The organism is Arthrobacter tecti (assembly GCF_054511355.1).
In genome coordinates, this window is record NZ_JBTNCT010000019.1 from 1 (window position 1) to 16,553 (window position 16,553).

The following is a 16,553-nucleotide window of genomic DNA, read 5'->3' on the forward strand; positions in this document are numbered from 1 at the left end:
ACGAGAGGAGGAACCCGAACCCGCCACACCATCCGAGAACCACAACTTCTAAACCTCAACAACCTCGAAAAGCCACAGAACGGCTACACCACTCCACGGGACTTGACCCTTCAATGCGGCCTGACAGTGATCAACCTGAATCGGGCGACCTGAACTCATGGCATCCGCTTCTGCGGATACGGCGCCTCGTGTCGTGCCAGCATCTCCACGAACCCGGCGATCTTGCGCTGGCGTGCAACCTCGGTCTTGAGCTGATTGAGCCGGAAGATCAGCGCAAACCGGTTCTGGGATGTCAGCACCTCGAACATCGCCTGCGCATCCGCGTTCGCCGCTATGGCGGCCGCCAGACCATCCGGCACAACCGCGGTTGCCGGCCCTGCGTAGGCCCGCTCCCACCGCCCATCGGCCTTGGCGTGCTCGACGGCGACACGACCGGCGTCGCGCATCTTGCCCTCAGCCTCAAGCCGATCAATGTAGCCGACATTTCGAAGCGACCACATGCTGCGGGGTCCGCGCGGGGTGAAGCGCTGGAAGGTGCTGCCGTCGTCGCGCCGTTTCGCCTGTCCATCTATCCAGCCGAAACACAGGGCCTCGTCCAACGCCTGCGCATAGGTCAAGGAAGTGGTGGCTCCACCCTTCTTGTGGAGGACAAGCCACACGCCCGACGACGTCGCGTGGCTGGCTTCGAGCCACGCCCGCCACGCAGGGGCGTCGGGCAACAGGAGTTCGGGGAGTTCGACGGCCATCCCCTGAGAGTACTGGACGTCAACACTCTAGATTGCTAGCATTCTAAATATGGCAGCGGAAGCGAAGGTCCAGTTCAATGTCTACCTTCCGGCGGACCTCGTCCGTGCGGTCAAGCACAGAAGCATCGACGAGGGGCAGAGCCTCTCCGCCCTCGTCGAGAAGGTGCTTCGCAACTATGTGGAGGAGAAGTAATGCTCAGGGTACGGCCGATCATTTTCACACCGAACCACGACGGCTTCGGCAAACTCTTCACCGCCCTCGGCCTTGAACTGGTCGAGGACGCCGACGGATGGCAGGTCTTCGAGGCGGGCAGCGGGAGGGTCGCACTGCATATCGCGGACCAGCCGTCGATCCAGCTCAACTTCGAAGTCGGCTCCGTGAGCGAGTTCGCCCGGCGCACGGCGCAAGCCGGCACTGACGCCGTCGTCGTTTACACCAACGACGGCCCGGCCGCCCAGGTGACAGCGCCGAACGGGCGGGTGTTCCTTGCCTACGAAACCCTCACTGGCGAACAGCCGGCAGCAACGGGCCTTACGGTGATGCCCATCTGGTACACCCCGGACACCGCCGCGGCGGAGAAGGTGTTCACGGACATCGGCGCGAAGAAGCGCCGCAGTTCGGACGCCGGAGCGTGGCTCGACTTCACTGCAAAGAACGGCGGCCTGCTGGCTGTTCACGCAGCGGACGACGACGGCGCGGAGCTGGCATTCGAATTCGCCGGCAACGTTGAGGTGATTCAGCAGCGGCTGCGGAGCGGAGGCGTTCCAGCGACGCTGATCGATGAAAGCTACGGGCGTTCGCTCCGCCTGCCCAACCCGGATGGTGGCGAGATCTGGGTCAACGAGTGGCAGGAAGATCTCTACGGCTACAAGGATCACGCCGCATCCTGAGCATGCACCGTAGATTCAGCCGATGGCCGAAGTGCAGCGCGTCAGGACGGCGTAGGCGCGCGTCTGCTATAAAACTGGAGATATGAACCTGCGCACTCCAGACCCCAACCCCGGGTGGCTCAATGAGGATGACCTGTACGAGGCCCGCCGCCGGCTTCCCATGGTGTACGTGGAGGCGATCCCTGTCCGGTGCGATTCCCTGGGCTACGTCACCGAGGTAGGGCTGCTGCTGCAGGCCAGTGACCAGGGCGAAATGGTGCGCACGTTCGTATCAGGCCGTGTCATGTACCGCGAGACTATCCGCGCTGCACTGTTGCGCCATCTGGAGAAGGACCTTGGGCCCTTCGCACTCCCTCAGCTGCCGCCGTGTCCGGTCCCCTTCACGATCGCCGAGTACTTCCCGTCGCCTTCGGAAACCGGGCTCACCGATGACCGGCAGCACGCCGTCGCGCTCGCCTACCTGATCCCGGTTACCGGCGAGTGCAACCCCCGCCAGGATGCCCTCGAGCTGACCTGGCTCACGCCCGAAGAGGCGTTGAGCCCGGAAGTGAGTGCGGAATTCTCCGGCGGCCGGGACAGCCTGCTCCGGCAGGCGCTGGCCTACGCCGGCTGGGCCCGCTGACCCGTTACCGTTTCTTTATATACTCGGGGGGTCTTAGCTGCAGTGAGGTAGGAATTCTTCGATGATCGACAGCCATGTGGCCGTACGGGTTCAACCGCTTGCCGCAGAGGCAGTGAGCGCGGGCCGCAGGCTGCTCCTCCCGGACGGCGAGCGCACGCGCGAAGTGGTGGATGTCGCCGTCGAGCCGGACGATTTCGGAGTGCCGGCCGTTGTGCTGGCCACCCTGGAGGGCGGCGAAACCCTTCGGATAGCAGCCGGATCCACGATTCAGGCGGAAGCTCGCGAGGAAGTGGTGACAGCCGATGAGGGTTCGCCGGAGGCCCTGATCGCGCATGTCGCTGCCGTGCATCCGGAGAGCCCGCGGGTCCACGAGCTGGCCGAGCGCCTGGGCCGGGGCGTGAACTTCAAGTCAGGCAGCAACCTCCAGGACATCCGCGACCTCGCCATGACCCTCTACGTGGATCTCGCGGATGCGCCGAGCGCGCTCAAGGTCTGCGATCTCCTGACGGACCAGCCCTTTGACGGCAACTTCGGCCGCTGGAATCTTATCGAGGGCTGCCTGGCCCTCGCCGCGCATCTGACTTACGACGACGACGGCGACCGCGCCGCGACCTACGCCGCCTCCCTGCGAACCGCCGACGACGCCGAGACTGACCCGCTGAAGGCCAAACTTGCAGCAGCGGTCAGGCAGCGGCAGCTGAACGAACCGAATTTGTACGACCGGGAGATTGCCCGGTCCGCTGGTAATCCGGCCGTCGAAAAGGATTGGCGCGGACTGCGGTTGTCGGTGCTGCTCTACCTTCGGGCGCACGGCGGGTCCGAGACGCTGGGGGCGGAAGCGCTGGACCGGCGGATCGGCCATGAACTCGTTGCGATCAGGACGCTGAACAATCAACTTTCCGCCTCTGGTTAGGAACCGGGCCCAGGAGTAGAGTGGCGCGCATGAGCGACTCGGCAGATTCCCTCCGACAGTCCAGCACCGAGCGGCATCCCGCCCGTGACGTACCCGTTCAGGGGGCTAATCCGCTCAGTGTGCACCTGAATGCAGACGCCCGCCAGGTTTGGCTGATGCTTCGGGAGCCCCGCCTGGTTGGGCAATGGTTCGGCTGGGAGGCGGAAGGGCTCGATGAGGAGATCCGTTCCATCTACTTCGCGCCGTCCGTGGTTGAGGGTCCGGATCACAAGTCCCTGACTGTCGACGGCGGCGACACCTTCCGCATTGAGCCCGTCCAGGACGGCACGCTGATAACTCTCGAGCGCGCCGATTCGGAGGAGGCGATCACCGAAGGTTGGGTCACGTTCCTGCAGCAGCTCCGGTTCGCCCTGGAACGCCACCCCTCGGCGACCCGGCGCACCGCATACTTCTCGGGCGAGCCTGCCTCCGATGAGTCGATCATCGGGAAGCTGAATGCCGAGCAATTGCAGCAGCCCGGCGACTCCTACTCACTGACACTGCCCAACGGTCATGAGCTGAACGGAACCGTGTGGTTTCGCACAGAGAACCAACTGGGCCTGACGGTGTCCGAGTATGCCGACCACGGCGAGGGCCTGGTGATCGTCGCTGACCAGGGCGGCTCCAGCATGGTGACCGTCACGACCTACGGCCTGGGCGCACGGGCTCTTCGGGACATCTGGGACGGCTGGGAAGACTTCCGGCAAGCCTCCTACGCGTCATCGGAGCCGTTGCTGACGTCCGAGCTGTAGGCCCTGCGGGCTGGGCGGGGCTGCGCGCCGAGCGCCAAGCCTGCGCGCGCCGTCGTCGTCGTTGGCTTGGTGAGTGCCCGCGTGGAGGGCTGGCAGAATGAGCGGGTGCCACAATCAGATTTTTCCTTCTCCATCGGTAAGCGGCTAGGCGAAACGGTGCCCGCTGCCGCCGGGCTTCACGGGCGTACCGGGACCATCCGTACGCCGCACGGCGAGATCCGGACGCCGGCATTCATCGCCGTCGGGACCAAGGCCACCGTCAAGGCGGTGCTGCCTGAGTCGATGAAAGAGGCAGGTGCGCAGGCGCTGCTCGCCAACGCCTACCACCTCTACCTGCAGCCCGGAGCGGACGTGTTGGACGAGGCCGGCGGCCTGGGCAAATTCATGAACTGGGATGGGCCTACGTTCACGGACTCGGGCGGGTTCCAGGTGATGAGCCTGGGGTCCGGGTTCAAAAAGGTCATCACCATGGACTCGGCTGCGGCTTCCGAGCACGCGGGGGCCGACGACCGCGTGGCGGCCGGCAAAGAGCGGCTGGCACACATCGACGACGACGGCGTGTGGTTCGTCTCGCACCTCAACGGTGATCGGCACAGGTTCACACCCGAGATCTCCATGCAGGTACAGCATCAGCTCGGGGCGGACGTCATGTTCGCGTTCGACGAACTCACCACCCTGATGAACTCGCGCGGGTACCAGGAGGAATCGCTTGAGCGGACCCGGCTGTGGGCGGAGCGGTGCATCGCTGAACACGAGCGGTTGACGGTTTCCCGCGCCGGAAAGCCTTACCAGGCGCTGTTCGGCGTGATCCAGGGCGCCCAGTATGAGGATCTGCGACGCAAGGCTTCGCGGGATCTTGGGGCGATGAACTTCGACGGCTTCGGGGTTGGCGGGGCATTGGAGAAAGAAAATCTGGGGACAATCCTAGGGTGGTGCGCTGATGAATTGCCTGAGGCCAAGCCCCGGCATCTGCTCGGTATCTCGGAGCCGGATGACCTGTTCACCGGGATCGAAAACGGTGCGGATACGTTCGATTGCGTTTCCCCCACGCGTGTGGCCCGTAACTCCGCGTTTTATGTGCCGGATGGACGGTGGAACCTGTCCAACGCCCGGTTCAAGCGCGATTTCACGCCTCTCATGGAGGGCTGCGACTGCTACACCTGCACCCACTACACGCGGGCCTACATTCACCACCTGTTCAAGGCGAAGGAGATGATCTCGGCGACGCTGATCTCGATCCACAACGAGCGGTTCGTTATCCGGATGGTCGACGACGCCCGCGCCGCCATCGAGGACGGCACGTACTTCGACCTGAAGGCGGAGGTGCTGGGGCGCTACTACGCGAGTTCCCGGTAGAGCCGCTACCTCCCGGGCCTCCCGGTACAGTCCGGCGGTCGCCCGGCGCACCTAAACCGCGGATCCGTTCCCTCTGCGCGTACGGAGTGCCATCGATGCAACCCCGCCCGCGTAGATTCAACGGATCCGCGGGTTAGCTGCAGGTCACCTCTCCTCCACCAAGTAGCTGTTTCCGGCGAGTTCTCCACATACGCCGTGAAAGAACTTCCTCGACCGGGTGTGCAGGTCATCCTGTTTCTCATGAACGAAGAATCTCCGCTGAGCTTGCCCACCATCCCCCTGTGGCGTGCCGCCGATCTGCAACGCGACGGAATGGATTCACGCAAGATCGCCCGTCTGGTCGCTGACGGCAAGCTTATTCGCGTGAGACGCGGCGGCTACGTTCCTGCTGAATTCTGGAACGTTCTCTCTCCTTCGCGCCAGGAGTTGCTGCGGATATTCGTCCATCACCATACTTCACTTCCCAGTGCTTCCGGGATGCTCACCTACAGCCACACGACAGCGGCTCGGTTGCACGGACTCAGTCTGTGGAGGGCAGATTCGCTGATCCATCTCACGCAACGGTTCAAGGCCTCCCGCAGAGGCAACGCCGTCGACGTCGTGCCTCACACTGCCCTGCTTCCGGAAGGATCGACCACTGAGCGCTACGGCCTGCCGGTCACAACTCTTGAGCAGACGGCAGTCGACTGTTCTCGCATACTGCCTTACGAGCCAGCATTGATCGTTGCAGAACATGCCCTTAGCAAGGGCGCGAGCCACGCTGCCATGCTCTCCACAGTGAATACTCTCGCCGGTCATAAGAACGTCGCGAACGCGCGGCACGTATTCGAGAACGCTTCACCCCTCTCGGAATCACCCGGCGAGACGCGCACACTCCACTTCATTCGCCGCATGCGCCTTCCCCTCCCTACGCAGCAGGAGAAAGTGCTCACCCGCAACGGTGAGCACCGACTCGATTTTGCGTAGAAGGAGTGGAAACTCGCCCTCGAGTTCGACGGGAAGATCAAATACTTCGATTACCGCCCTACAGACGAGGCCATCTTCCAGGAACGACGCCGGGAGAAGGCACTGATGGAAGAGGGCTGGACCATTCTGCGTATCGAGTGGGGGGATCTGGCAAACGAACGGGAGTTGAAGCCTCGCATCGTCCGAGCACTCCATCGGGCACAGCACAGAACCAACGAATCCGCTGCCTAACCGCAAACGGAGGCTCATCGAAACACCTGAACCTGCGGGGAGACAACGGATCCGTTGGGACGGTGCGGCGCTACCGCGCGTAGGACGGCTCGCGCCGCTTCACCCAGCGGATCGCCGTCGTCGTTACCGGCAGTAGGAGCACCTCGACCAGCGTCTTGTACACGAACCCGAAGAAGAGGTAGTTCAGGAACGTCGGGAAGTCGGTGATGCCGATGACGGACGCAGCGATTGCGCAGAAAATGAGGGTATCCGCGAACTCGCCCACACCCGTCGAGGCCATCAGCCGTGCCCACAGGCTCCGCTCGCCGAACCTGGACTTCATCCGCACGAGCACCAGGGAGTTCAGCGTCTGCCCAACCAGGAAACCGAGCAGCGACGCCAGCACGATCAACGGCACCGGCCCCAGCGCCAATTCGAGCGCTTCCTGTTTGGCCAGGCCGAAATCGTCATCGAACCCGGGCAAGGCGATGATGATCCCGAACACCAGCGAGGCGAACACCGAGAGCACGAACGTCACGATGATCCCGAGCCGCGCCGCCTTGAACCCGTACACCTCACTGATCACGTCGCCAAGAACGTACGCCAGCGGGAACAGGAAGAAACCGCCGTCGGTGATGATGCTGAAGTCTCCGATGATCGGACCGATCACCACGCCCTTGGACGCACCGATATTGGACAGGATGACGACGACGGCAAGCACCGCCAGCATGATCGAAAAGTTTGCGCTGCCTACGGTCGCGTAACGGGCGCGGGCATGTTCCTGCAGTTGAGTCATGAGGTTCTCATTCATTGAAGTGGTTCGCGCAGCCTCATCGAAAGGCCCGCTGTATTAGCACTGGCGCCCGGCTGCCCCCGGGCGCCATCCATTATCCCACGCAGGGCCATCCCGCATCGATTCTTCAATATGTGACTCTTTGAGCCCCGAAACGGTCACCTATTGGAGAGTCAATTTTGAACACGTTCAGAAACTAGGACTACACTAAACTGAACACGTTCAAAAAGGAGCCCGTGATGCCCCAGAAGAAGAGCGAAGCGACCCGCAGCAGGCTTGTCGCCACCGCCCTCAAGCTGTTTCGCGAACAGGGCTACGACAAAACCACCATGCGCACCATCGCGAAGGAAGCCGGCGTATCCACCGGAAACGCCTATTACTACTTCACCTCGAAAGACGACCTCGTCCAGGAGCTCTACCAATCCCTCCAGGACGAGCACCGCAGCAAATCCCTCCCCCTCCTGCGCGAGGGACAGAACCTGGGTGAACATCTCCGCGTCATCCTGCAGACCGGAGTCGACGTCATGGGTCCGTACCACGACTTCGGTTCGAACTTCATCAGCGTCGCCATCCAGCCGTCGTCGAACCTCAGCCCATTCAGCAGCGATTCGGCCGTCGCACGGGCCAAGTCGATCGCCCTCTTCAACCAGGCAGTTACCACCGCCCGTCCGCAGCCACCCATGGCCATCCGTGCGGACCTTCCCGAACTCCTCTGGCTCGTCTACATGGGCGTGACGCTCTTCTGGGTCTACGACCGCTCCCCCAACCAGCAACGCACCCGCCGCCTCATCGACAACGCGGCGCCACTCATCGCCAAACTGGTCATCCTGTCGCGTCTGCCGGTGGTGCGGAAAATAGTCGACGACGTCGTCCAACTCATCAAGAACGCCAAGGCATGAGCGCTTCCCAGAACCAGTACGACGACGACGCGCGGCTGGCCGCGCGCTACACCGGAGCCGGCGGTGCGCACCGCGTGACTTTCACCCCGAAGGCGCTCATCGTCGGAACAGCGCTAACTCACCTTCAACTGGCGGTACTAATGGGAGCCTTGCTCGGAGACGGACACCCCTACGCAGCCTTCATGATGTTCCTGCTGAGCGGCCTCTTAGGCCTTCCAATTGCTGCACTTGGGTGCTTCATTGCGCTGGCACTCGGACTTGCCCTTCGCCCGGTCGCAAGTCAGGGACTCCACGTGCTCGTTTTCCTCGCCGCTTTCACGTTGATCACTGCGCTCATCCTGCTCTTGGCGGGTCTTGGGATTGCGGCTGTTGGGACCGGTCTGATCGTTGGGGCGGCCGCCGCCATCGGACGCGTCAGCGTGTGCCGGTTTGTCACCGTTCACCCGGCGAAACCCGCGACAATCAAGCATCCCGCGGAGTAGCCTGCATCCATCAACGGGTAGAACGAAGAAACAGGATCCAGGGGTACCCATGAGATTTCGCGCTGAACTCGAATCTTCCGGCAAGAACACAGCCGGCTTCGAGGTCCCGGAGGACGTGGTCGAGGAACTTGGCGGCGGAAAGCATCCCAAGATCGAGGCCAAGGTCAACGGGTACGTGTTCCGTACATCCATAGCGTCGATGGGCGGTCGATACTTGTTTGGGATGAGCGCAGACCGGCGTAAGGAGTCGGGAGTCACGGTAGGTGAGGTGTACGACGTCGACCTTGAACTCGACACCGCACCCCGCGAAGTAGACGTTCCGGAAGACTTCGCTGATGCACTGAACAACGACCCGGCAGCGAAAGCGTTCTGGGAGACCCTCTCCTACAGCAACAAGAGCTGGCACACCCTGCAGGTCACGGGCGCGAAGAAGCCGGAGACCCGTGCTGCCCGGATCGGGAAGTCCGTCGCGATGCTGCGCGAGGGCCGGGCAAGATAAAACCCGTTGGCGCCACCCGCGAAGCGTCGGGCAGACTGGTGCCATGGCTACTGACTCACCAGCTATCACCCTGACCATCGCGGGCTCCGAGGCTACCGGAGGTGCCGGCGCACAGGTGGACCTGAAGACGTTCCAGGAACTGGGCACCTATGGCATCGCGGCGCTGACGTGCATCGTCTCCTTCGACCCGAAGGACAGTTGGAACCACCGTTTTGTGCCCGTCGACGCTCAAGTCATCGCTGACCAGCTTGAGGCCATCCAGTCCTGCCACGACATCCGCACCGTCAAGATCGGCATGCTCGGCACACCCCAGACCATCGACACAGTGGCGGCCGCCCTGAAGTCCCAGGAGTGGGAAAACGTGGTGCTGGACCCGGTGCTGATCTGCAAGGGCCAGGAACCGGGAGCGGCCCTCGACACCGATCAGGCCCTGAAGGCAAACATCCTGCCGCTTGCCACCTTCGTCACGCCGAACCATTTTGAAGCCGAGTCCCTCTCCGGCATTCAGATCCGTTCACTTGAGGATCTGAAGGAAGCGGCGCGGCGCATTCACGAGGCGAGCGGCGCCGTCGTACTCGCCAAGGGTGGCGTGCGGCTGGAAGGGGAGCACGCGCTCGACGTCTATTACGACGGCGAGACCATGGACATTCTCAGCGCACCGAAGGTGGGCGACGTTGCGGTAAGTGGCGCAGGCTGCACGCTGGCGGCAGCCATCGCCGCTGAACTGGCGAAGGGCGCCGCTCCCTTGGCAGCGGCCCGCACGGCAAAGGAATTCGTGACGATAAGCATCCGTAACCGGGTCAGTTCGCATGCCCCGTTCGACGCCGTTTGGCAGGGTAGCGCACGAGCCGGCGCCTAGCTTCAGCTCAACCCTCCGGCCCACGGACACACACTTCTCGCAGTGAAATCTCATGCTTCGCTGAGGAAACTATGTCCAATTCGTTGACTTGTGACACGTAACACAGAAAGCTGGTAATCGTGCAGAACTCGCGAAGGGTCCTGCACAGCTGCTGGCACCCAATCTAAACCAGGGAACCTCACTCACACGCGTCTCGGCCGTGTCAGCAGCGCTGCGGGGGGCTAAACATAGAACTCGGCGGGGCGGCCTTGACTCATCCTTACTAAGGAGAAGCATGAGCAAGTCATACCGCCGGAATTCAGGAAAGGCTGTGTTGGCTTCGCTGACCGGTCTTGTCCTGGCTTCCAGCATGTGGGCGCCGGCTTCAGCGGTTGAAGCGCCGGACGGCGCACCGACTGCTGAGGGCATTGAGCTGAAGACGCTCCCGCCTGGTCTCAAAATCAGTGAAAATTTGAACAAGGCTGCCGGTGATGTTGCGGTCTTCGTGCAGTTCGAAGGCGAAGGTGCCTTTGCACGCACGCAGTCGGACGCGGTCCAGAGTGGCCGGAAGGCTCCGGAAGACCGCAGCGCCGACGTGAAGAAGATCCGCGAAGCCACGCAAGCCAAAGCCAAGGAGGTTGTTGCTGCGGTTTCCGGCAAGGAACTGTACGTGACCTCCAACACCATTCCCGGTGTTGCAGTGCAGGGCGATGTTGAGGCAATCCGCGCGCTTGCCGCACGGCCCGACGTCGTCAAGATCAGCCGCCTCACGCCGAAGGTGCCCACCAACAAGGGTGGCGTCATCGACACCGAGGCCCTCAACACCTGGGCAGGCGACCTGGGCGAAACCGGCGACGGCGTAACCATCGCGATCATCGACACCGGCGTCGACTACACCCACGCCGGCTTTGGCGGCCCTGGCGACATCGCGACGTTTGACGCCGCGAGCGCTGCTGTCGCGAACACGCCCGAGACGCCGCCTAATACCGATTGGTACGACGAAGCCAAGTACGTAGGCGGTTGGGATCTTGTTGGCGACACCTACAACGCAGACCCCGGCGGCGCCGAGCCGTTCCCTTACCAGCCCACCCCGATGCCCGATGCCAACCCGATCGACTGCCAGAGCCATGGCTCCCACGTTGCCGGCACCGCCGCCGGCTATGGCGTCGACTCCGAAGGCAACACCTTCGAGGGCGATTACTCGACCCTGACGGAAGACGCCGTCAACGACATGCGCATCGGCCCAGGCACGGCCCCTGAGGCCCAGATTGTCAGCCTGCGCGTCTTCGGTTGCGCCGGCTCCAGCCTTGTTGTCGGTGAAGCACTCGACTTGGTGCTCGATCCCAACGGTGACGGAAACTTCGAGGACCGTTCGAATGTTGTAAACATGTCGCTGGGCTCGAACTTCCCTATCCCCGATGATCCCGAAGTTGACATCCTCAACAACCTGACCGCGCAGGGCGTGCTCTCCGTGGTCTCCTCCGGCAACGACGGCGACATCTACGACATCGGCGGCACCCCTGGTAGCGCCAAGTCTGCGCTGACCGTTGCCAACAGCATCGGCTCACAGATCACGCTGGATCGCATTGACATCCTGGCCCCGCCCGCAGAGGCCACAGAAGGTCCCGCATCCGGCCAGTACAGCGTCAACTTCGACTACCAGGCAGCTACCGAAGATCAGCTCAACGGGACCGTTGTGCTGGCGCCGGAAGCCAACAGGTTTGGTTGCGAGGCGTTCGCTCCCGGCACCTTCGACGGTGAATGGGTTTGGCTGCAGTGGGAAGAGGACGGCGCGTTCCCGTGTGGCTCCGGTGTCCGCTTCGACAACGTTGAGGCAGGTGGCGGCGCGGGCGTAATCCTCGATTCGCCCCGCGACGTGTTCGACGCCGGTATCGCAGGCAACGACAGCATCCCGGGCGCCCAGTTCAACCGCGAGTCTTCTGAGCGCCTCCGCGCTGAAGCTGCCACGGGTGAGCTGCAGGTTCAGCTCAACCCGGAATACATCGCCGCTTCCTCTGGGCCATCCAACGCTCTCGATACGCTGAACCCCAGCTCGTCACGTGGAGTCCACGGTTCATACGGTGTGGTTAAGCCCGACGTCGCTGCACCCGGCACACAGATTGGTTCCGTCGCGGTTGGCACCGGTAACGGCGGCTCGGTGAAGACCGGAACGTCAATGTCAGCCCCGAACGTGGCCGGCATTGCTGCCCTCGTTTACGCAGCCACCGAGTTCAATGCCTACGAGGTCAAGAACGCCATCATGAACACGGCGACCGCGGACGTCACGGTGGAGGCTGGGGGCGACGTGGCGTACGCACCGAACCGCACAGGTTCGGGACGGGTCAACGCGCTGAACGCCGTCGGCACTGATGCTATCGCCTACGATTCCGAGGATGCCGCCCTGGTGACAGTGAACTTCGGTGTCGTTGAGATCGGCGCAGATGCTTACAGCGCTACCCGCAAGATCAGCGTCCGGAACTACTCGGATCAGCCGCATACCTACACCGCGGAGTACCTGGCCGCAACGGAAATCCCGGGGGTGGTCATTGATGTTCCAGACCAGCCGATCACCGTCAACGGTGGTGAAACCGTCGAGTTCGACATCACCATGACGATCGCTGACCCGGCCGCGATGGTGAAGGCAATCGATCCTGCAGCCGAAGTCACGCACACCATCACGTCCCTTGAACCGGACCTGGATGTGACCCGGCAATACATTGCACAGGCTTCCGGTCGCGTGGAGCTCACCAGTGCAACCACCAACACCCTGCGCGTTCCGGTTCACGCTGCGCCCAAGCCTGCTTCCGATATGTCGGCCGAGCCCCGGGTCCAGTACCTGAATGGCTCTGACCTTGAGGAACTGCTGACTCTTTCAGGCCGTGGCCTGTCACAGGGTGGCGCTCCGGGCGAGATGACGTCCTACACGTCGCTCGTTTCACCGTTCGTTCTGGGTGAGGAAAGTGGACGCCTCACCGGCCTGCCGCTGGATTCGCTGAACGCGCTGGACCTGAAGGCAGTTGGCGCTGCATCCACCGTGCCGGGAATTCTGGCAGCAGGTGGGGACCCCGCTGATGGCATTCTCAACATCGGAATCAGCACCTGGGACAACTGGTCTGTACCTACAGGAACTCTTAACTTCACGGTGGAGCTCGACACGAACAATGACGAGGTGCCGGACTTCCTGGTGCAGTCTTTCCGTGAACCGCCCGTGGATTTGGACCTGTTCCTGGTTTCCGCTCTTGACGCCGAAGGAAACGCCACCGGCCTCACGCTCGTCCCGGCCAACGGTGTAGACGGTGCAACGGACACCAACACGTTCGACACCAACGTGATCACAATCCCGATCCCGGTGGCGACCCTCGGGTTGGAACTGGGCAGCACCAATAGCATCCAGTACAAGGTGCGCACTATCAGCAGCTTCACCGTCAACACCGAAGGTGACAGCATTGGCGAAGTCGACGCAACCGAGTGGATCGATTTCAACATCACTGATCCGAGCCTCTGGTTCGCCGGAGCTACCGGCGCCGAGACCTCGTTCATTGACGCCGATGGAGCATCGATTGGTGTAACCCGTGACCGTGGGGTAGCCAAGGAAAACATCCTGCTGCTGCACCACCACAACCCATCGGGCGCGAAAGAGGAGATCGTTCCGATCCAGGTCGGCCAGAAGAAGTTCACCGACATCGCACGGGCTGATCACCGCGATTCCATCGTGCAGCTCGAGCAGCTCGCAATCACCGACGGTTATTCTGAGGCGAACGGAACTTTCACGTTCCGGCCGTTCGAACCCGTGAACCGCGACGTGATGGCAGCATTCATGTACCGCTTCGCTGACGTCGGCATCTTCGCCGCTCCGGGGAAGTCCCCCTTCGCCGACCTCAACGGTCCGGCGGATCCGGGTGCTGACACGGCGTTCTTCTACAAGGAAATGACGTGGATGGAATCGGCGGACCTGTCCAACGGTTACGTTGAGCCAAATGGTCTACCGACCTACCGGCCGCTGACCGCCGTCAACCGCGATGTCATGGCAGCGTTCATGTATCGGTATGCAAGTGAGTACTGCGACATCCCGGTTGCCCGTGCCTACGACGGCACTGACAGCCCGTTCGACGACATCCCTCGTGGTTTCGTCTTCGAAAAGGAAGTTTCGTGGATGTCTGAAGCAGGTATCTCATTCGGTTGGGAGGAGAACGGCCGGACGGAATTCCGTCCGTACGTCCAGGTCACCCGTGAGCAGATGGCTGCGTTCATGATCCGCCTGCTCGACTACGTAGATGACAACGGCGGTTGCGCCCCCGGTTCGATCGACTGATCCGGTCCACCCGTAGTAACTGAATAGCGTTTCTGCCCACCGAGTCGAAAGGCTCGGTGGGCAGAAACAGTTAATGCTCTAGGCGGAAGCCCGCTGACGCGCCCGGTACGCCGCCACCGCTGCCCGGTTACCGCACCCGGACTCACAGAAGCGCCGGGAACGGTTCTTCGACAAGTCAATCACCACGGCGCTGCAATCCTCCGCAGCGCAGATCCGTAGCCGCCCGAGCTCATTGCTTCGCACCAGGTCCACGAACGCCATCGCCGCCTCGACGGCCATCCGCGCGGACAGCGGCGCCTCCAACGGCGTGGCATGGATGTGGTAATCCCAGTGATCGTGGCGGACCAACTGCGGCAGCGCGTTGAACTCCCGCAGCAACCCGTTCACCGACTCCACCACGAAATCCTCATCGCCGTGCCACAGCGAGCGCAGCCGGGGCCGCAGCGCCCGGACAGCGTCAAGCTCCGACTCATCCAGTGCGAGATTGCCGGTCCAGTTCCACTCCCGCGCGAAATCCTGAAGCGCGCCGACGTCGGGGAGGAGCTCGCCGTCGTCGTCGTCGGTATTCACCAGAGCCGCAGCGCTCCGCAGGCCCTCTTCGGTGTCATTGGCAAACAGCATGGCGCGTCCCACCCTAACCTGAATGAGCCTGGAGGAAGGAGTAAACCTCGGTTTCGTCGACGCCGGGGAAGGCGCCGGGCGGCATAGCCGCCAGCAGGTGCGAGTGGGCTCGGGCGCTGGGCCAGGCGAAGCCTGACCATTGTTCGGCCAACGACGACGGCGGCAGCTTGCAACACGATTCGTCCGGACAGCGGGACTCGCCACGGATGGTGGTTTCGCGACCGCGGAACCACTTCACGTGTGCGTACGGCACACCGACGCTGAGCGAGAACTCGCCGGCGGCGGCCCGCTCGGTACGGGCCGTGCACCAGTAGGTGCCGCTGGGTGTATCGGTGTACTGGCTGTACGCAGAGAACCGGTCAGGTACGTCGAAGACAACCCGCGACGTCCATTTCCTGCACGACGGCTGGCCCTCAATGGCGCCGGTGTGATCCTGCGGGAACGTCACGCCGTCGTTCTCGTAGGCCTTGTAGATGATGCCGCTCTGATGCGTCTTCTGGAAGTGCGTCGGGATCCCTAGGTGTTCGGTTGCGAGGTTGGTGAAGCGGTGGGCAGCCGTCTCGTAGGAGACGGCGAAGGCGTCCCGTACGTCCTCGACGGCAATTTCCTTCCGCGCCTTGGCGGCCTGCAGGAACTCGACCGTCGCCTTCTCGGGGAGCAGCAACGCGGCCGCAAAGTAGTTGGTCGCAACGCGCTGACGGAGGAACTCCCGGTAGTTCTCGGGCGTCCCGTGCTGCAGCACGTAGTGGCCCAGCGCCTGGAGGAGTACGGAGCGCGGGTCATGGTCCGTCCGCTGCGACTGGGTCAGGTAGATGCGCCGGTTCTTCAGGTCCGTCACCGAGCGGGTGGAATGCGGCAGGTCGCTCACGTGGTGCAGCGTGAACCCGAGATGCTCAGCAATATCCGCGATGAGGTGCTGTGACAGAGGCCCGCTGGTGTGCCCAACAGAGGCCAGGACCTTCTGCGCCTCGCCCTCTATGTCAGGGAAGTAGTTGTTCTGCCGCCGCATGATTGCGCGCAGTTCGGCGTTGGCGCGGCGCGCTTCCTCGGGTGTGGCCACCTGCTCGTTCATGCGGCGTTCCAGTTCCGCCTGCAGCCCGACAAGCGCTTCAAGCGCCTCCATCGGCAGCCGCGCCGACGTCCGGACCTTTGGCAGCCCAAGCGACTCGTACAACGGACCCCGCTGGGCGCGTTCCAGCGCAATCTCCAGCGCCGCGCGCCGGCTGGGCGGTTCCGCGCCAAGCAACTGGTCAACACTGACCTCCAGTGCCTTGGCCAGGGACTGCAGCATCCCAAGCCGCGGCTCCCGCTTTCCGTTTTCCATCAGGGAGAGCTGGGAAGGGGCGGTTCCGACGACGGCGCCAAGCTCCTCGAGGGTCATGCGGCGGCTTTTGCGCAGATGCCGGATGCGACGGCCGAGGCTGATGGCGTCCTGGCCTTGAGGCTCTGATTCGTTTTCAGGCTGGCGAGTACGGGTCCAGCTGGAAGTCGTCATTTCTTGACGATACGCGAAGAATCGCGTTTCTTTCCAGACCCAAGCACTATTGAAGCTTCCCGAAATGCAGAATTGTTGATTCCACCAGCACACATGACACAGGCGACAAGCCTCCCGGA

At 62.8% G+C, this 16,553-nt stretch carries 16 protein-coding genes; 12 read left to right on the forward strand and 4 right to left on the reverse strand.

Annotated elements, in window-relative coordinates:
* Nucleotides 1–155: 155 nt before the first annotated feature.
* Entirely contained in the window at nucleotides 156–746 is a 591-nt protein-coding gene (locus tag ACX80C_RS16230) for a YdeI/OmpD-associated family protein (RefSeq protein WP_459327494.1), read from the reverse strand.
* Nucleotides 747–795: 49 nt separating this feature from the next.
* Here ACX80C_RS16230 and ACX80C_RS16235 point away from each other — a divergent pair, with 49 nt between their 5' ends.
* The 7 genes from ACX80C_RS16235 (at nucleotide 796) to ACX80C_RS16265 (ending at nucleotide 6,285) form a co-directional block, all read left to right on the forward strand.
* Complete coding sequence (locus tag ACX80C_RS16235) at nucleotides 796–939, forward strand: ribbon-helix-helix domain-containing protein (RefSeq protein ID WP_459327495.1); 144 nt, start codon at nucleotides 796–798, stop codon at nucleotides 937–939.
* Nucleotides 939–1,637: a VOC family protein gene (locus ACX80C_RS16240; protein WP_459327496.1), complete on the forward strand. Its 699-nt coding sequence runs from the start codon at nucleotides 939–941 to the stop codon at nucleotides 1,635–1,637. The genes ACX80C_RS16235 and ACX80C_RS16240 overlap by 1 nt, the downstream gene beginning before the upstream one ends.
* Nucleotides 1,638–1,719: 82 nt before the next feature.
* Nucleotides 1,720–2,259: an NUDIX hydrolase family protein gene (locus ACX80C_RS16245; RefSeq protein WP_459327497.1), complete on the forward strand. Its 540-nt coding sequence runs from the start codon at nucleotides 1,720–1,722 to the stop codon at nucleotides 2,257–2,259.
* A 61-nt stretch (nucleotides 2,260–2,320) separates the two neighbouring features.
* A complete protein-coding gene (locus ACX80C_RS16250; RefSeq protein ID WP_459327498.1) occupies nucleotides 2,321–3,172 on the forward strand; it encodes a DUF6707 family protein in 852 nt (283 codons plus the stop codon).
* Between the two features lie 29 nt (nucleotides 3,173–3,201).
* Nucleotides 3,202–3,963 carry an SRPBCC family protein gene (locus ACX80C_RS16255; RefSeq protein WP_459327499.1) on the forward strand — a complete coding sequence of 254 codons (762 nt, stop codon included), beginning with the start codon at nucleotides 3,202–3,204 and terminating at the stop codon, nucleotides 3,961–3,963.
* A 105-nt stretch (nucleotides 3,964–4,068) separates the two neighbouring features.
* The gene (gene tgt, locus ACX80C_RS16260) at nucleotides 4,069–5,319 is read left to right on the forward strand and encodes a tRNA guanosine(34) transglycosylase Tgt (protein ID WP_459327501.1); all 1,251 of its coding nucleotides are present in this window, start codon (nucleotides 4,069–4,071) and stop codon (nucleotides 5,317–5,319) included.
* Nucleotides 5,320–5,559: 240 nt separating this feature from the next.
* Complete coding sequence (locus ACX80C_RS16265; protein WP_459327502.1) at nucleotides 5,560–6,285, forward strand: type IV toxin-antitoxin system AbiEi family antitoxin domain-containing protein; 726 nt, start codon at nucleotides 5,560–5,562, stop codon at nucleotides 6,283–6,285.
* A gap of 301 nt (nucleotides 6,286–6,586) precedes the next feature.
* Here the strand turns inward: ACX80C_RS16265 and ACX80C_RS16270 are convergent, their stop codons facing one another.
* The gene (locus tag ACX80C_RS16270; RefSeq protein WP_459327503.1) at nucleotides 6,587–7,291 is read right to left on the reverse strand and encodes a queuosine precursor transporter; all 705 of its coding nucleotides are present in this window, start codon (nucleotides 7,289–7,291) and stop codon (nucleotides 6,587–6,589) included.
* Between the two features lie 236 nt (nucleotides 7,292–7,527).
* Here ACX80C_RS16270 and ACX80C_RS16275 point away from each other — a divergent pair, with 236 nt between their 5' ends.
* The 5 genes from ACX80C_RS16275 (at nucleotide 7,528) to ACX80C_RS16295 (ending at nucleotide 14,318) form a co-directional block, all read left to right on the forward strand.
* A complete protein-coding gene (locus ACX80C_RS16275) occupies nucleotides 7,528–8,187 on the forward strand; it encodes a TetR family transcriptional regulator (protein ID WP_459327504.1) in 660 nt (219 codons plus the stop codon).
* Nucleotides 8,184–8,669, forward strand: a complete 486-nt coding sequence (locus ACX80C_RS16280; protein ID WP_459327505.1) for a hypothetical protein — start codon at nucleotides 8,184–8,186, stop codon at nucleotides 8,667–8,669. The genes ACX80C_RS16275 and ACX80C_RS16280 overlap by 4 nt, the downstream gene beginning before the upstream one ends.
* A gap of 49 nt (nucleotides 8,670–8,718) precedes the next feature.
* A complete protein-coding gene (locus ACX80C_RS16285) occupies nucleotides 8,719–9,168 on the forward strand; it encodes a YdeI/OmpD-associated family protein (RefSeq protein ID WP_459327507.1) in 450 nt (149 codons plus the stop codon).
* Nucleotides 9,169–9,211: 43 nt separating this feature from the next.
* Nucleotides 9,212–10,027, forward strand: coding sequence for a bifunctional hydroxymethylpyrimidine kinase/phosphomethylpyrimidine kinase (gene thiD / locus ACX80C_RS16290; RefSeq protein WP_459327508.1), 816 nt, complete (start codon nucleotides 9,212–9,214; stop codon nucleotides 10,025–10,027).
* A 274-nt stretch (nucleotides 10,028–10,301) separates the two neighbouring features.
* Nucleotides 10,302–14,318 (forward strand): S8 family serine peptidase, encoded by a 4,017-nt coding sequence (locus ACX80C_RS16295; RefSeq protein ID WP_459327509.1) that lies wholly within the window; start codon nucleotides 10,302–10,304, stop codon nucleotides 14,316–14,318.
* A gap of 78 nt (nucleotides 14,319–14,396) precedes the next feature.
* On the opposite strand, the gene ACX80C_RS16300 is transcribed toward ACX80C_RS16295, so the two are convergent.
* Both ACX80C_RS16300 and ACX80C_RS16305 read right to left on the reverse strand, forming a co-directional pair.
* Entirely contained in the window at nucleotides 14,397–14,939 is a 543-nt protein-coding gene (locus ACX80C_RS16300) for a CGNR zinc finger domain-containing protein (protein WP_459327511.1), read from the reverse strand.
* Nucleotides 14,940–14,952: 13 nt separating this feature from the next.
* The gene (locus ACX80C_RS16305; RefSeq protein ID WP_459327513.1) at nucleotides 14,953–16,434 is read right to left on the reverse strand and encodes a helix-turn-helix domain-containing protein; all 1,482 of its coding nucleotides are present in this window, start codon (nucleotides 16,432–16,434) and stop codon (nucleotides 14,953–14,955) included.
* Between the last annotated feature and the right edge of the window lie 119 nt (nucleotides 16,435–16,553).

Excerpts from the sequence above, each read along its gene's own strand:
- ACX80C_RS16265 (WP_459327502.1), top strand. The coding sequence starts at position 5,560 with ATGAACGAAGAATCTCCGCTGAGCTTGCCCACCATCCCCCTGTGGCGT.
- ACX80C_RS16245 (WP_459327497.1), top strand. The coding sequence starts at position 1,720 with ATGAACCTGCGCACTCCAGACCCCAACCCCGGGTGGCTCAATGAGGAT.
- ACX80C_RS16250 (WP_459327498.1), top strand. The coding sequence starts at position 2,321 with ATGATCGACAGCCATGTGGCCGTACGGGTTCAACCGCTTGCCGCAGAG.
- ACX80C_RS16235 (WP_459327495.1), top strand. The coding sequence starts at position 796 with ATGGCAGCGGAAGCGAAGGTCCAGTTCAATGTCTACCTTCCGGCGGAC.
- thiD (WP_459327508.1), top strand. The coding sequence starts at position 9,212 with ATGGCTACTGACTCACCAGCTATCACCCTGACCATCGCGGGCTCCGAG.
- ACX80C_RS16230 (WP_459327494.1), bottom strand. The coding sequence starts at position 746 with ATGGCCGTCGAACTCCCCGAACTCCTGTTGCCCGACGCCCCTGCGTGG.
- ACX80C_RS16270 (WP_459327503.1), bottom strand. The coding sequence starts at position 7,291 with ATGACTCAACTGCAGGAACATGCCCGCGCCCGTTACGCGACCGTAGGC.
- ACX80C_RS16280 (WP_459327505.1), top strand. The coding sequence starts at position 8,184 with ATGAGCGCTTCCCAGAACCAGTACGACGACGACGCGCGGCTGGCCGCG.
- ACX80C_RS16295 (WP_459327509.1), top strand. The coding sequence starts at position 10,302 with ATGAGCAAGTCATACCGCCGGAATTCAGGAAAGGCTGTGTTGGCTTCG.
- ACX80C_RS16275 (WP_459327504.1), top strand. The coding sequence starts at position 7,528 with ATGCCCCAGAAGAAGAGCGAAGCGACCCGCAGCAGGCTTGTCGCCACC.
- ACX80C_RS16305 (WP_459327513.1), bottom strand. The coding sequence starts at position 16,434 with ATGACGACTTCCAGCTGGACCCGTACTCGCCAGCCTGAAAACGAATCA.
- ACX80C_RS16300 (WP_459327511.1), bottom strand. The coding sequence starts at position 14,939 with ATGCTGTTTGCCAATGACACCGAAGAGGGCCTGCGGAGCGCTGCGGCT.
- ACX80C_RS16285 (WP_459327507.1), top strand. The coding sequence starts at position 8,719 with ATGAGATTTCGCGCTGAACTCGAATCTTCCGGCAAGAACACAGCCGGC.
- ACX80C_RS16255 (WP_459327499.1), top strand. The coding sequence starts at position 3,202 with ATGAGCGACTCGGCAGATTCCCTCCGACAGTCCAGCACCGAGCGGCAT.
- ACX80C_RS16240 (WP_459327496.1), top strand. The coding sequence starts at position 939 with ATGCTCAGGGTACGGCCGATCATTTTCACACCGAACCACGACGGCTTC.